This window comes from Sulfitobacter sp. M368, assembly GCF_025141875.1.
In the GTDB taxonomy this organism is placed as follows: Bacteria; Pseudomonadota; Alphaproteobacteria; order Rhodobacterales; family Rhodobacteraceae; genus Sulfitobacter; species Sulfitobacter mediterraneus_A.
The window spans coordinates 2,336,622-2,351,804 of the sequence record NZ_CP081113.1 but is presented as its reverse complement, the minus strand read 5'-3'; the positions used below and the strand labels follow the sequence as shown (position 1 = coordinate 2,351,804).

At 58.6% G+C, this 15,183-nt stretch carries 14 protein-coding genes; 5 read left to right on the top strand and 9 right to left on the bottom strand.

Annotated elements, in window-relative coordinates:
- Positions 1-141: 141 nt before the first annotated feature.
- Positions 142-732, top strand: coding sequence for a DJ-1/PfpI family protein (locus tag K3754_RS11795; protein ID WP_259937485.1), 591 nt, complete (start codon positions 142-144; stop codon positions 730-732).
- A 90-nt stretch (positions 733-822) separates the two neighbouring features.
- Here K3754_RS11795 and ccoP read toward each other — a convergent pair whose 3' ends face one another.
- The 4 genes from ccoP to ccoN are packed head-to-tail and all read right to left on the bottom strand — an operon-like array spanning position 823 to position 4,329.
- Positions 823-1,722 (bottom strand): cytochrome-c oxidase, cbb3-type subunit III, encoded by a 900-nt coding sequence (ccoP, locus tag K3754_RS11790; protein ID WP_203210883.1) that lies wholly within the window; start codon positions 1,720-1,722, stop codon positions 823-825.
- Positions 1,719-1,943, bottom strand: coding sequence for a cbb3-type cytochrome c oxidase subunit 3 (locus K3754_RS11785; protein WP_203210884.1), 225 nt, complete (start codon positions 1,941-1,943; stop codon positions 1,719-1,721). Before K3754_RS11785 ends, ccoP begins: the two co-directional genes overlap by 4 nt.
- 14 nt (positions 1,944-1,957) lie before the next feature.
- Positions 1,958-2,713 carry a cytochrome-c oxidase, cbb3-type subunit II gene (ccoO, locus tag K3754_RS11780; RefSeq protein ID WP_203210885.1) on the bottom strand — a complete coding sequence of 252 codons (756 nt, stop codon included), beginning with the start codon at positions 2,711-2,713 and terminating at the stop codon, positions 1,958-1,960.
- Between the two features lie 11 nt (positions 2,714-2,724).
- Positions 2,725-4,329 (bottom strand): cytochrome-c oxidase, cbb3-type subunit I, encoded by a 1,605-nt coding sequence (gene ccoN, locus K3754_RS11775; RefSeq protein ID WP_203212106.1) that lies wholly within the window; start codon positions 4,327-4,329, stop codon positions 2,725-2,727.
- 194 nt (positions 4,330-4,523) lie between these two features.
- On the opposite strand from ccoN, the gene K3754_RS11770 reads away from it, so the two are divergent.
- Complete coding sequence (locus tag K3754_RS11770) at positions 4,524-5,363, top strand: universal stress protein (protein ID WP_203210886.1); 840 nt, start codon at positions 4,524-4,526, stop codon at positions 5,361-5,363.
- Positions 5,364-5,367: 4 nt separating this feature from the next.
- Here the strand turns inward: K3754_RS11770 and fnrL are convergent, their stop codons facing one another.
- The 3 genes from fnrL to K3754_RS11755 form a co-directional block, all read right to left on the bottom strand.
- Complete coding sequence (fnrL, locus tag K3754_RS11765) at positions 5,368-6,114, bottom strand: transcriptional regulator FnrL (protein ID WP_203210887.1); 747 nt, start codon at positions 6,112-6,114, stop codon at positions 5,368-5,370.
- A 119-nt stretch (positions 6,115-6,233) separates the two neighbouring features.
- Entirely contained in the window at positions 6,234-8,501 is a 2,268-nt protein-coding gene (locus tag K3754_RS11760) for a mechanosensitive ion channel family protein (protein WP_259937480.1), read from the bottom strand.
- Positions 8,498-9,619, bottom strand: a complete 1,122-nt coding sequence (locus tag K3754_RS11755) for a 2Fe-2S iron-sulfur cluster binding domain-containing protein (RefSeq protein ID WP_259937478.1) — start codon at positions 9,617-9,619, stop codon at positions 8,498-8,500. Before K3754_RS11755 ends, K3754_RS11760 begins: the two co-directional genes overlap by 4 nt.
- 188 nt (positions 9,620-9,807) lie before the next feature.
- On the opposite strand from K3754_RS11755, the gene K3754_RS11750 reads away from it, so the two are divergent.
- The 3 genes from K3754_RS11750 to choV all read left to right on the top strand — a co-directional run bounded on the left by K3754_RS11750 (position 9,808) and on the right by choV (position 12,663).
- Positions 9,808-10,731, top strand: a complete 924-nt coding sequence (locus K3754_RS11750) for a choline ABC transporter substrate-binding protein (protein WP_203210890.1) — start codon at positions 9,808-9,810, stop codon at positions 10,729-10,731.
- 85 nt (positions 10,732-10,816) lie between these two features.
- Complete coding sequence (gene choW, locus K3754_RS11745) at positions 10,817-11,650, top strand: choline ABC transporter permease subunit (protein ID WP_259937477.1); 834 nt, start codon at positions 10,817-10,819, stop codon at positions 11,648-11,650.
- Entirely contained in the window at positions 11,647-12,663 is a 1,017-nt protein-coding gene (gene choV / locus K3754_RS11740) for a choline ABC transporter ATP-binding protein (RefSeq protein WP_259937475.1), read from the top strand. The genes choW and choV overlap by 4 nt, the downstream gene beginning before the upstream one ends.
- Positions 12,664-12,892: 229 nt before the next feature.
- Here choV and K3754_RS11735 read toward each other — a convergent pair whose 3' ends face one another.
- Together K3754_RS11735 and K3754_RS11730 are read right to left on the bottom strand one after the other, a co-directional pair.
- On the bottom strand, positions 12,893-14,137 hold the full coding sequence (locus K3754_RS11735) for an APC family permease (protein WP_259937473.1): 1,245 nt from the start codon (positions 14,135-14,137) through the stop codon (positions 12,893-12,895).
- 338 nt (positions 14,138-14,475) lie between these two features.
- Positions 14,476-15,180, bottom strand: a complete 705-nt coding sequence (locus K3754_RS11730; protein WP_259937471.1) for a helix-turn-helix domain-containing protein — start codon at positions 15,178-15,180, stop codon at positions 14,476-14,478.
- Positions 15,181-15,183: the final 3 nt, after the last annotated feature.

The window sequence follows — 15,183 nt, the reverse complement described above, 5'->3', positions numbered from 1 at the left end:
TTTGCTTTGATCTGGGTCAAGTGTCCTGACAGCCTGCGTCAGCAGACCGCAGGCGGGGGCCGAAACGGCAGGTTCTTTACTGGACGCAGATCCATCGGGCTGTCACACCCAAATCAATTAACGCATTGAAAGGACAAAATAATGCACAAGGTTGCGGTACTGCTTTGCGATGGATTTGCCGATTGGGAATATGCTTTGATCGGGGGCACGGGTGGGCCATTCTACGGGCTTGAGATACAATATGTCACACTGGGCGCGGCCTATCTGACCTCGCAAGGCGGAATGAAGGTTGAGGTGGACAATACCCTGGCTGATCTGGCGCGATTGCGGCCCCTTGTGATTGCCGTGATCGGTGGCACAATCTGGGAAACGGACCACGCGCCAGAATTCTCAGAGCTGCTGCGCCATCATCATCAAGATGGCGGCACGGTGGCCGGGATCTGTGGCGGCACCTTGGCATTGGCGCGGGCAGGGCTATTGGACAATTGTGCCCACACGTCCAATGCACCGGCGTTCCTGACAGACAATGCACCAAGTTACTCAGGGCAGGGCCACTATCTGACGCAACCCGCGGCCGTAAGCGACGCCAGCGTGATCACCGCCCCCGGTACAGCGCCGGTCAGCTTTGCCGCCGAGGTGTTTCGTGCGGCAGGTCTGGCTGCAAAGGCCGTGATGCAATTCAGGACGATGCTGGCCGCAGAGCACAACACCGACATTACCGGACGAACATAAAAAAGGGGTGCCCCTCCTCAGGCACCCCTTCCTTTGCGCGCGGTTTGGTGCGAACAGAACCGCAAACGCAAAGTCTCTTGTGGCTTGGTCTCAGTTGGCGGGTTCTTCGCCGCCGCCAAGCTGGTGAACATAGGCCGAAACAGCCTGCACCTGTGCCTCTGTCAAACGCGAACCCCATGGGGGCATCACGCCGAACCGGGCATTTGTGATGGTGTCTGTCAGTGCCTCGCGGTCACCGCCATAAAGCCAGATCGCATCCGCCAGATTTGGCGCACCCTGATCACGGTCGCCAAGGCCAGCGTCGCCGTGGCAAGAGGCACAATTGTCCGCGTAAAGCTCGGCCCCCGGTGCCGCGACAGCCGCGTCAAATTCTTCGCCCGACAAGGACCGAACATGTTCGACCAATGCGGTGATTTCCTCTTTTTCCAGCAGCTCACCAAAGGCGGGCATCTCGGAATAGCGGGCATCATCATCCACATCGTTGCGAATACCGTGGCGGACAGTGTAGGCGATATCTTCCATCGAGCCGCCCCAGAGCCAGTCGTCATCCAGCAGGTTGGGGTAGCCCTTGGCACCCGCCGCACCAGAGCCGTGGCACTGTGAACAATTGTTGCGGAAGACAGAGGCGCCCGAAGACACGGCATAGCGGAACAGATCTTCGTTCTCGCGCAGGGTGTCCAGATCGGCGCTGGCCAGTTGAGCGTCCCGCGCGGCAGAGGCTTCGCGGAACCCGTCGATGTCCCGGGCCACTTCGCCGCGTGTGGAATAGCCCAGCAAGCCCTCGGTCGCACCGTTGATCAATGGCCATGCCGGATAGGCCACGGAATAGCCGATGCCCCAGATGATGGTCAGATAGAAGCACCACAGCCACCAACGCGGCAGAGGGTTGTTCAGCTCCTCGATCCCGTCCCATGTGTGACCCGTGGTTTCGATTCCGGTGACGTCGTCAACGTTATCGTTCTTGCCGCTCTTCGTGTTCTGCGCGCTCATTTCGCGTCTCCGATCTGATAGTGTCCGCCCTTTGGGTCGGTGCCATCGGCACCGTCCAGAGATCCGGTCGTGTCATTGCGAAAGGGAATGTTGGCGGTTTCCAGGTGGGTCTTCCGGCTGCCGGGCCGGAAGGCCCAGACAATCACGCCGAGGAAGAACAGCGTCATTGCCAAAAGCATCCAGCTGTCCGCGAATTCCCGCATCCAAGAATAGGTTTCCATCGTGGTCTCCTTTCTTAACGGCTTGCGTCAGGCGTGAAGGTCGAGAAATCGACCAGCGTGCCAAGCATTTGCAAATACGCCACCATCGCGTCCATCTCCGTCAGGCCGGGCTGGCCGTCAAAGTTGCGGACCTGTGCGTTGGGATAGCGCTCCTGCAGACCGTCGTAATCGCTGTCGGGATCGGCCTGAGCGAGGAAGTCCGCCGCCGCATTCTCAACCATCTCGTCGGTGTAGGGGACGCCGACGAAACGTTGGGTGCGGATCAGGTCTTCGATGTATTTCGCATCAATCGGGGTACGCGCAAGAAATGCATACTTGGGCATGATCGATTCAGGCACCACGGACTGGGGGTCCATCAGGTGATCCACATGCCAGCCGTCGGAGTAACGGCCGCCGACCCGTGCCACATCAGGGCCGGTTCGCTTGGACCCCCACTGGTGCGGGTGGTCATACATGCTTTCTGCTGCGAGGGAGTAATGGCCGTAACGGTCCACTTCGTCCCGCATCGGGCGGATCATCTGGCTGTGGCACACATAACAGCCTTCGCGGACATAGATCTCCCGACCGGTCAGCTCCAGCGGGGTGTAGGGGCGCATCCCGTCTACCTCTTCGATGGTGTTTTCGAGGTAGAACAGCGGTGCGATTTCCACGATCCCGCCGATGGTCACAACGGCCAGAGACAGAACCATCAGCAAGGTGGCCGATCTTTCGATCATCGCATGGCGGGCAAGGAAGCCCTTTTTGGGCGCAGTGTTTTGATTATCAGACATGTTTTTGTTCCTTACTCAGCTGGCACACCAACGGGGGCAGTGACTTTCTGTCCTCCGCGGATGGTCATCCACATGTTCCACACCATGATCAGCGCACCGGTGAGGTAGAGAACCCCGCCCAGACCCCGCACGATGTACATCGGGAACTTCGCAGCAACGGTGTCGGCAAAGGAGTTCACGAGGAAGCCCTGTGCATCCACTTCACGCCACATCAGGCCTTCCATGATGCCGGTCACCCACATGGATGCCGCATAAAGGACGATACCGATGGTCGCGAGCCAGAAGTGCCAGTTGATTGCAGACATGGAGTACATCTGCGCACGGCCCCAAAGCTTTGGCGTCAGGAAGTAGAGCGCCGCAAAGGTGATCATACCGTTCCAGCCAAGTGCGCCGGAGTGTACGTGACCGATGGTCCAGTCAGTGTAGTGGCTCAGAGAGTTCACCGCGCGGATCGACATCATTGGTCCCTCGAATGTGGACATGCCGTAGAACGCAAGGCTGATCACGAACATCCGGATGATCGGATCGGTGCGCAGCTTGTCCCAGGCGCCGTTCAGCGTCATCAGACCGTTGATCATCCCGCCCCAGCTGGGCATCCACAGGATGATGGAGAACACCATGCCAAGGGTCGAGGCCCAGTCAGGCAAAGCGGTGTAATGCAGGTGGTGTGGACCGGCCCAGATATACAAGAAGATCAGCGCCCAGAAATGGATGATCGACAGTTTGTAGCTGAACACCGGACGGCCGGCCTGTTTTGGCACGAAGTAGTACATCATGCCCAGGAAACCCGCAGTCAGGAAGAACCCAACCGCGTTGTGGCCATACCACCACTGGGTCATGGCATCCTGCACACCCGAGAACACCTGAATAGAGCGCGAGCCCCAGATGCTGACGGGAACGGACAGGTTGTTGACCAGATGCAGCATCGCCACGGTGATGATAAAGCTCAGCAAGAACCAGTTGGCCACATAGATGTGCTTTTCCTTACGCTTGATCAGCGTGCCCATGTAGATGAACAGGAACGCCACCCAAACCAGGGTCAGCCAGATATCCACATACCATTCAGGTTCTGCATATTCTTTGGATTGTGTGGCACCCAGCAGATAGCCGGTCGCGGCCAGCACAATAAACAGCTGATAGCCCCAGAACACGAACCAACGCAGGTTCCCGCCCCAAAGCCGCGTGCCGCAGGTGCGCTGCACAATGTAGAACGACGACATGATCAGCGCGTTGCCGCCAAAGGCGAAAATCACCGCTGATGTGTGAAGGGGACGCAGACGCCCGAAGTTCGCATAGGGCTGTGCCCATTCGAAGTTCAGCGCTGGAAAGGCCAGCTGAAACGCGATGAACGTCCCGGCAAGAAACCCGACAACGCCCCAAAAGCCGGTGGCAATAACGCCGGCCCGCACCACGTCGTCCATGTATCCGTTTGCGTCGATACCGCCATTGTTTGGCTCGTCTGTGCGCCGAAGCACCCAGATGAACATCCCGGCGGCCACAACCATGATGATCAGCGCATGGATCTGATAAGCCAGATCGCGGCCCCAATCGGCTGCAAGGGCTGCAAAGATCGTAATCAGCCCCAATATGATAAGTTTGAAATAATCAGACGTCATTTTCTGTCCCCTCTGTCCGCCACCAACCCCGAGGAGCGGGAAGGCGCGGTTTGCGTCGTAGAGCAGCATTTGCATCTTGGCCCGCAGATGTTCTTTGATCTGTGTCAAATGCCGCTCGTTTTCTTTTTGGGCGATATCAAAGACAGGGGTCAATGCGACATGCAGGCTGCTTGGGAAATAAAAGGAGAAACAGCATGTCCATTCAGACTGTCACCACTGTTCTGACTGACAAGGAAACAGCCGTATCGCAGATCGAGGCCGCGGCAAGTTTTGCCCGTACCTGTGATGCGCATCTTCAGGTTCTGGCATTGGGCACAGGTCTGGATCAGCCCGGTGTGGTGCAGGGGGCCTTGGACGCGGTGCCGATCTCGGCCAGCCTCGAAGACGGGATGCTCCGGGCCAGAGAACTGGCCGAGGTTGCCCAGCAGGAGCTGGCAAAGGAAGATATCCGCTGGGATGTGGATGAGGTGTCGTCGTTGACCTCGTCGCGCAGCAATGACATCACCCGGCATATCCGGTTCAGCGATCTGGTGATTCAGCAACGGTCCTCTGACAGGGTTGCGGCGGCCCATGTGGCGCAAACGGCGGAAACGGTTCTGTTTGACGGGGATTGCCCGCTTTTGCTGCTGCCCGAAAAGCATGAAATGCTGGCCCCCGCGAAAAAGGTCATGGTCGCATGGGACGAAAGCGCAACCGCACTGCGGGCCGCGCGTCTGGCGCTGCCGCTGCTGCGCCGCGCCAGCAGTGTTTATGTCGCCATTGTCGATCCAGCCAAGGATTCGCCAGACCGGTCAGACCCCGGTGGCGCCTTTGCTCAGTTTCTGGCCCGCCATGATGTCAAATGCGAGGTGATGGTGTTGTCGCGCACCGATGACACGGTTTCGCAGACCATCGAACGCCGTGCGCAGGAGTTGGGCTGTGAACTGGTGGTGATGGGCGCCTACGGCCACTCACGGCTGCGGCAGGCGCTGTTTGGCGGCACGACACGGCATATGCTGGAAAGCGCGGCTTTGCCGGTGTTCCTCGCGCACTGACGTATCAGGTCAGCATCATCCCATCGGTATCGTCCCCGGTTTCGGCCATCAAACCAGCCAGATCGGGGATGGTGATGGTGCGGGTGCCGCCCAGCTCGATAATGCCATCCTTGCGGAGGGCAGTCATCTGGCGGCTGACGGTTTCGATGGTCAGGCCCAGATAATTAGCCATTGCCTCACGCGACATCGGCATTTCAAACGACAGGCCATCTTGAAGTTTCTGCATATGCAACGACGCGGTGCGCCGGCCAATCAAGGACAGCAGACAGGTGATCTTTTCCCGCGCGGTCTTGCGGCCCAAAAGCATCATCCACTCGCGGGCAACTTCCAATTCATCCAGCGTCATCGCCAGCAGGCGCTGTCCGATATGTGGCGTATCTTTGATCATGTTTTCAAAAGGTTTGCGCCGGAAACAGCACAGGGTCACCTTTTGGATCGCGACCACGTCATAGGCCACGGCATCCCGTCCCGGACGGCCAATGAAATCGGAGGGCAACAGCAAACCAACCATTTGGATACGCCCATCCGGCAGGGTACGAGAAAGCGTTGCCGCACCTGACACAACGGATGCGACGAAATGCATCTCGTCGCCCTCAAACATGATCGACTGGCCCGCATCAAAGGTCCGGTAATACTTGATATCTTCAAGCCGGCTTAACTCATGCGGCTCGCAGGTCGCGCAAACAGCACGATTGCGAATGTTGCAATCTGAACAGGCCATGAAATCCGAGCTGGATTGCGCCAGAGTCATAAGGAGGTCTTTCGTTCGCTAAAAGTCTAATAGTTCTAACATCAAGACAGCCACAAGCAAAGCCTCATCGGTGCGTCATTCTCGCCCTCATCACAAAGGGAGCAGGCATCACAGGGCGATCACGGCTCATCCGGGATCGGCGCCTTGGGGCCAAGTTGGGTTTCAGTGGCTTGCTGTGCGGCGGCTGCGACCGCCGTGCGTTCCTCTTCGGTCATGTTGTCAGATCCGGCCACTTCGACCTTGACGTTTCGCTCGGCCATGCGGATGCCGTTGGCTTCAAAGGCATCGCGCACCATCTGGTAGGCATCGCGCCGCACCAGCCATTGCTCGCCAGGGCGGGTCATGAACTTGACGCCAACAACCATGTTAAACTCTTCCATCCGCCGCACACCTTGGGACTTGAGCGTTTCGATAATGCTGTGACCGTAGAATTCGTTCTCGAGCATCTCCGCGCCAATCTTTTTGATCAGCTTCTTGACCAGTTTCAGGTCGGTCTCGAAGGGCACGCGGAATTCCAGCTTCATGATCACCCAATCACGCGAATGGTTGGTCAGATGACGCAATTCGCCAAAGGGCAGGGTATGAACCGCGCCTCTGTGATGGCGGATCTGCAGGGACCGGATCGAGATTTTCTCCACCGTGCCGCGGAGCTGGTCAATTTCGACATATTCGCCAACCCGGAACGCATCATCGACAAGGAAAAAGATCCCCGAGACCACATCCTTGACCAGTGACTGCGCACCAAATCCGATGGCGATGCCCAACACGCCCGCACCTGCGAGAATCGGCGCGATGTTAACGCCCAGCGAGGACAGCACAGACATCGCCACCATCACCAGCAAAGTGACCATCAATGTGACCCGCAGCAACGGCAGCAAGGTGGCCATCCGCGCCTCTGGCCCCGGCGCTGTTCCCGGTTCGGGCGGGCGGTAGGCGGCCAACCTGCGGTCAATGGCCGAACTGGCCCAGACCCAGACCAGATCCGCCAGCAAAAGCGCCACCGCGCTGTCGATCAGCACCCGCAGGGCGCGGCCCGAGAATGTCGGCGTTGCCGCACGTTCAAAGACCCGCAAGTCCCAGACCAACGCCAGAATGATCCCGACCGCAAACAGCGCCACAAAACGCACCAACCGCTGCGCCAGCGGGCGATAGCTTTCGTAAGGATGATCGGGCAGGGGCGCGTCTGTCTCTTCGGCCGGTTCTTCCTGGGCGGGTTCAGCCAGATCGCCTCTGTCTTGCGGCGCGGCATCAGGGTTGGGCGCTTCGATGCGGATCACCTCAGCTTTGGCGCGGTCAAAACTGTCATCCACCCAAAGCCGCAGCAACCGCAGACCGGGCACCAATAGACCAAGCAGTGCAAAGCTCCACATCAAGGGGGGCAGATCAAGCAAAAGCGCGGCGTAGACCAGAACCGCCAGCACGCACAGATAGACCCGCCAAAGCCGCTGTGTGCGGCTGCGGGGCAGGGCGAGGATTGCCCCGATCTTGTGAAAACCATAGATCACCGCGGCCAGGGTCAGAACCAGCGCCAAAGTAGCCAGCGCAAGGCTCACGCCCAAGGCTTGCGGCGTCTGACCGCCGCTGCCGGTGATGCGCCCAAAGACATCTGCCATAGATGCGGCGAGCACGAAGAACCCGGCCAGACAAAGGAGCAGTTTGGACAGGAATTTGGCCACCGGATTGGACAGCGGCAGCAACCGCAACTCCTCGACCGAGGGGGCCAGAAACAACACCAGTACCGCCCGGATTGCCCGCACGCCAAACACCACAACCAAGAGGTTAAGCACCAAGGTTTCCAATGTCGGCGGCCATGAAAAGGCGGCAAAGGTGCCAATGCTGCCAACCGCAAAGATCGCCAAACCGGTCAAGGTGATCAACGACCGCAAGGTTGCCGCCGTCACCCGTTCGCGCACGGTGCTGACATGTTGCAATTCGATGCGCAGTTTGACCGGATTGGTGTATTGCCGGTAAAGCCATTCCAGCCCCGCGCCCACAAACAGAAAAATCATCACAAAGGTCAGGCCGCGCACCTGTTGTGCGGGGGTGACCTTGGTTTGCCAGCGCTCAAGAATATAGGCCGGGGCAGATGGGAAAGCGCGCCATGCCTGCCCCAGATCGCCAATCCGCGCCCGTATGCCGGTCAGAACAGCCTCGGCCTCTTCGCGAAAGGTTGCGCCGTTGTCCTCGGCGATCACTTCGGTGGTGTCCGCCTGAGCGGTCAGCCAGCCTTGAATGCGCGGATCGGCCAGCAGTCGGGTGAATTCGTGCAGATCATTGGCGGAAGGGGCATCAACGGGCGCAGCACTGGTATCTTGCGCGGTGGCGGGGACGGCCGCCAAGGACAGGCCCAAACACAGCGAAACGGCGCGGATCAGGCGGATCATCATGCAGGCACCTCATCGGTATGTCGCGCCGGTTCTGCCACGCGGGGGCTGTCAAAACTGAAATCCGGCGGAAACACCCGTGCGACGGTCAATTCGGTGCCATGCTCAAGCGGCAGTTGGCAGGCCAGCCGCACGTCATCGCCCTTGTTGATACGGTCCAGCGTCATCTGCTCCAGCGGGGTGGGCGGTGGCGGCGGATTGCCTGCCACATCGAGAATGCGCACCGCGCAGGTGCCGCAGCGCCCGCGCCCGGAACACAGGTTGGCATGGGGCTGATCGGCGCGGCGAAACCCGTCCAGAAGGCTTTGACCCGTCAAGGGGGCAATCCGCCCGATATCTTGGGTGGTCACTGTGACCCGCACATTCTGCGCCAGCCAGTTGCGCAAACCGCGCCCCGCGAGCACCAGCGCAGCCAGCCCAGCAGACACCCAGATCACCCAGTTTGTGACAGTCTTGATCAGGCCGAAGGGGATCGGTGCCACAAAAGCCGGATCGCGGATCAATTCCGGCCCCGCGCCCTCGGCCAGCACGATCCGCCCGGCCTGCGCAAACCCGATCAACGCCAGAACCGGCACTGCCACGGCCATTGGGTAAAGCCAGGGCAAATACCCCGCTGCCGCCCGCTTGGCGCGCAGCCACATGAACAGGCCCGCACAGCCATGTACCCAAACGACCGACAACAGAACCACCTGCGTCAATCCGATGCCCGGATTGCTGAGCCAGAAAATCCGGTTGATCAGGACATAATCCACCAAAACGCCCGATTGCTGCAACATCGACACGCCAATCGCATGGGTGGCGAGTAAGGGCAGAACCGTAAGCCCCGACAAGGCTTGCACCAGATCCTGGACAGTGCCGGAGATACTTGGCCTTTGGTAAATCGACCACAGCCCGACAAAATAATGCAATAGCAGCATCGTCAGCGTGACATAGGAGGCCGCGCCATTGGTCCAGACACCCGAAAGATAGGGGCGCGCAGCATCCATCGCATCCACCGACAGAATGCCAAGGCACAGGTTCAGCAAATGACAGGTCACATAGGCCAGCAGGTAAAGGCCGCTGAACATGCGCAAGTTGCGCAGGGTGGTGCGCTGCGCCGGGCGAGTGGGGGCGTTGCTCAATGGAGTGTCCTTGATCAAAAAACTGCGTCAATATCTCACAGTCTATGATCTGGGACGGGCAGGGCGCAAGCGCGGTGCTATTTGCCGCTGCCCCCCGCGCCGGGGGATAAATCATGTTGCATTGTCAGGTCAGTTGCTTTTTTATTGGCTCAGCAATCAATAAAAATCATCTGGGAGTCACCTGAACCATGAAAACCTTGCTTGCGACAACCGCATTGGCGCTGACCATCGGCACATCTGTAGCCGCCGCCTCTTGCGACAAAGTCACCTTCTCCGATGTTGGCTGGACCGACATCACAGCCACCACCGCCGCCGCCAGCGTCGTCCTGGATGCACTGGGTTATGACACCGAAACCAAGATCCTGTCGGTGCCTGTGACCTATACCTCCATGGCAGCAGGCGACATCGATGTCTTCCTTGGCAACTGGATGCCCACAATGGAAGCGGACATTGCCCCTTACCGCGAGGCTGGCACAGTCGACACTGTCCGCGCCAACCTTCAGGGGGCCAAATACACATTGGCCGTGAACAAGGCTGCCGCCGACATGGGCATCACCTCCTTTGACGCCATCGCCGCCAAAGGCGAAGCGCTGGATGGCAAGATCTATGGTATCGAGGCAGGAAATGACGGGAACCGTTTGATCCAGTCGATGATCGACGACAACGCCTTTGGTCTCAAAGACTTTGAAGTGGTGGAATCTTCCGAACAGGGGATGCTGGCACAGGTGGCCCGCGCCAACCGCAAGGGCGATCCGGTTGTCTTTCTCGGCTGGGAACCACACCCGATGAACGCCAACTTTGAGCTGACCTACCTTGAGGGCGGCGATGATTTCTTTGGTCCCGATCTGGGCGGCGCGACCGTTTATACAAACACCCGCGCCGGCTATGCCGCGGAATGCCCCAACGTTGGCAAACTGCTGGGCAACATGGAATTCACGCTGGCCATGGAAAACGAAATCATGGGTGCCATTCTGGATGATGGCAAAGATCCAGAAGAGGCCGCCACAGATTGGCTCAAGGCCAATGCATCGGTGCTCGACGGCTGGCTGGCAGGGGTCACCACCAAGGACGGCGGCGACGCGATGATGGCCGCCAAAGACGCGCTGAAGTAAGATCAGCCCACAATCGAAAGATGCCCGTTCTTAGCCATAGGACGGGCATCTTTTTTGAATGCACAACAGTTTGGCGGGGGACGCAATGGACTGGCTGACAGAAAACAAAGTGCCAATCGACGACGTCGCAGAGGCGATGTTCGAGTGGCTGCAGATCAATGGCGCGTGGTTCTTTGACGGGCTGGCCTTGCTGATGGAACAATTGATCGACGCGATCCTTTGGGTGCTGCAAACCCCGCATCCGCTGATCATCATTGCGCTGTTTGCCGTGCTCACATGGGTGATCCAACGCAATTGGAAAACCGTGGCCTTTGTTGTGCTGGGCTTTCTGTTCATTCTCAATCAGGACTACTGGGAGGAGACCACCGAAAGCCTGACGCTGGTGCTTTCGGCCTGTGTGGTCTGTATGGGGGTGGGCGTGCCCATCGGCATCGCGGCGGCGCACCGGCCCAAGCTGTACCGTTTCATGCGTCCGGTGCTGGACCTGATGCAAACCCTGCCGACCTTTGTCTACCTGATCCCCGCGATTGTGTTCTTTGGCATTGGCATGGTGCCGGGTCTGATCGCCACGGTGATCTTTGTTTTGCCCGCTCCGATCCGCCTGACGCAATTGGGCATTTCCTCTACGCCCAAGGCGCTGCTTGAGGCCGCTGAAGCCTTTGGCGCCAAGCCGAGCCAGACCCTGTGGAAAATCGAGCTGCCCTATGCGCTGCCGCAGATCATGACCGGGCTGAACCAGACGATCATGCTGTCGCTGTCAATGGTGGTGATTGCCGCGCTGGTGGGCGCGGACGGGCTCGGCGTGCCGGTTGTGCGCGCGCTCAATCAAGTGAACACCGGCCTTGGCTTTGAAAGCGGGCTGATCATTGTCGTGGTCGCAATCATGCTGGATCGAATGTTGCGGGTGGGCGGAAAATGACCAAAGCTGTTGAATTCAATAACGTTTCCATCGTCTTTGGCGAAAAGCCGGGCAAAGCCCTGCCGCTGATGGACGCGGGCCAAAGCCGTGCAGAGATTGAAGCCGCCACGGGGCAGGTGCTGGGCGTGCACAATTGTTCCTTCGAGGTCGAAGAGGGCGAGATCCTCGTGTTGATGGGGCTTTCGGGGTCGGGCAAATCGACGCTGCTGCGGGCGGTCAACGGGCTGAACCCCGTGGTGCGCGGCAATGTCACTGTGAACGATGGGGCGTGGTCCTGCGATGTGCAGGGCTGCTCCCCCGCGGATTTGCGCCGGGTGCGCCGCGAATGCGTATCCATGGTGTTTCAGCAGTTTGGCCTGCTGCCCTGGCGCAGCGTGCGCGACAACGTGGCACTGGCGCTGGAATTGTCGGATGTGCCCAAAAAAGAACGCCTTGAGCGTGCCGACAAACAGCTGGCCCTTGTGGGCCTGTCCGATTGGGCTGACCGCAAAGTGGGCGAATTGTCCGGCGGCATGCAGCAGCGCGTGGGCCTCGCCCGCGCTTTTGTCACCGAAGCGCCGATCCTGTTGATGGATGAGCCGTTCTCGGCCCTTGATCCGCTCATCCGCACCCGGCTTCAGGACGAATTGCTGGACCTGCAACGCGATCTGAAACGGACGATCATTTTTGTCAGCCACGATCTGGACGAGGCCTTCAAGCTGGGCGGCCGCATCGCGATCATGGAAGGGGGGCGTATCGTGCAACTGGGCACCCCGCGCGAGATTTTCTCAAACCCCGCGTCAGAATATGTGGCGGATTTTGTGGCGAATATGAACCCGCTTGGCGTTCTGACCGCACGGGATGTTATGGGGGCGCAGACCGGTTCCGCATCCGCCGAAGTTCCGGCCGAAACGCCCGTGGCCGACCTGATTGATAAACTCAGCGGCGCACAGACCGCTCTGAACGTCACGGACACCACAGGCACCGTCGGCACCGTTACCGCGCAAAGCATTGTTGAGCGCCTCAAAGGTTGATCACCTGCCCATCTTGAACCATCTGCCTTGGCCAGAGGGGCCAGGGCAGACCAGGCTGGCCTTAGAACAGCAGGCCTGCGTTCGGGATGTGTTCAGAACAATGAGAAACGGCGCAACCCGGTGTCTCCAAATCCGCATGGGTTCAATTCTCGCCTTGAGCCTTTGAGTGCCGCGCGGCCCAGATTCCCCGAGCAAAAGTAGCCCACAGCGGCCGGACCTGTTGCATCTTTCAGATCTCGCTTCCGACGAGGGACGCACCGATCAATAGTCCCAGGCAAAGTATCGCACCGACAATCGGTAATAGGATAGGCACCTTGAACGTACCTGCCGGTGCAGGGGCATGCCGGAGCTTCATCCACACCAGTGCCAGGTTGATCAATACAAAAATCGCCAAAAGCACTTCGGACGATGTTTCCACCAGTTTATCCAGAGGGATCATTGTTGCCATAACCAACACCGCTGTTGCGACCAGTATTGTTGCTCTGAGAGGGGTTTGCGTGCGCGGGGATACAACGCCGATCCAAGCTGGAAGCCGACCCTCCTGTGCCATGCCGTATGCCACTCGCGCGGCCATGATAAGGATGATCACAACACCGTTCATGGTCGCGACAATTGCGATCAGGGTAATGGCAAGCGGGGGCAGTCCGGTCAGGCTTTCAAAGAGCAAGCTGATAGGTGCAGATGTGCCCGCGAAACCCTCGGCAGAAACAGTCTGCGTTGCGACAAACGATACCAAAATATAGAGCACAGTTACCACGAATAGCGTGATACCAATGGCCCATGGCATGATCTTGGATGGGTTCTTGGCTTCCTCGACAAGATTGACGACGTCGTCAAAACCAATGAATGCAAAGAATGCGATCATGCTCGCGGCCAACACGCCAGAAAGGGCCGCACCATCCGATGCCGGGGGCATAAGTGAAGATGGCAACGCGCTTATGCTGCCCGGATCGCCAACAAGCCCAAAGACGATAATGACCACGAGGCCTATAACCTCCACCAATGTCATCGCACCCGCTATGGCCACGGATTCCCGTATGCCCCATGCTGCGATCGTGGCCATCGAAAGGACGATGGAGACCACAAGCACTTCTTCTGGCAGATGTATCAACTCTCCGACATAGCCTGCTGCCCCTACCGCGATCGCCGAAGCTGCGACCATCGCTTCGACCAGAACAGCAAGGCCGACCAGTATCGTCAGCCAGGGAAGACCAAATGACCGTTCGACATAGACCGCTTCGCCCGCGGCCTGTGGAACCCGCCCGGACAATTCGGCAAAGGAGGCCGCCGTAAACCCCATTACGATGGCGGAAAGCAAAAATGCGGCAGGTGCATATGAGCCCGCACGCACAATCGTTTCACCAACCAAAACGTAGATGCCAGCACCAATTGTGACGCCAAGGCCATACAGAACAAGTCCGGGCAGGCCTATGGATCGCTTGAGATGTACCGCTTTTCGAGATGTCTTATCCATCGTCGGACCCCCAAGACCGAGCATTGCCCGCAATCGCTTTCATCTTAGGGTTAATCGCATGGCCCACATTGATTTGGGTCAACACATCCGCGCAGCTACGATAAACGCCAGGTGCCCTGATCGGAAAGTTGAGGCGACTGCGCATACAGCGCTGCAGCGTGCGTGCTGGAATTGCCTGTCAATGGCGGTCAGGCATCATGCGTTCGGACAGTAGATTTGAGATGATCGTTCTGGCCCTTTATGCAGGCGGCAGGGAATGGCTGATCGGGGATTACATTGCAGGTTTCTGCGATGCTGCGCATGGCGAAAAGTCCCCAAGCATTACGAGGCCTGAAATGTCACCGCGCAGAAGCAGCAGGCCGCACCCCGACAAGGGGGGACTGGGCCATCCAATCCTGCGCTGTGTTCATAAGATGCCTTGGCCCGTCCAAATAGATGGTTTGGTCATCAACGGCAGGCTGCACACCGACATCGCCCAGCCAGAGTGCGATAAGATTTGCAAGCGGTGCTGTCAGGTATACATCAACATCATGCCCCGGATCATCGGTGCAAAGGTCAACATCATCGTCGTTTACAATCACCCACCAAGTGTTCAGATCCGTGCGGTCGGAAATCTGCACGAGGATCACGGTTTCTCCGTCGGGCAGGCCCGAGGTGTTCAGCGTTCGGTGGAAATCCCAAATGAACCCGCCAACATCGCAATCTTGCGCCGCAATGCTGCGTTTGCGCCACCTCATACCCCAGACAGCCATGTTTTCTACTATTGGCCCCAGTTCCCGGCCAGATCGGGTCAGCTTGTATTCGGTAGCCTGACCAGATGGCGCTGCCTTTCGAATGATGATCTCTGCCGCTTCAAGTGTCTTGAGCCGTTTGCTCAGGATCGATGGGGACATTCTGGGGATGGCCTTTTGAAACCGGCTGAACCTTGTGGTTCCCAAGAACATCTCGCGCAGCAACAAGAGGGTCCATTTGTCGCCCAATAGATCTGCCGATGCCATTGCCGGGCAGAGGCTGCCTGATAGGTTCTTAGATTTTTTATCCATCCA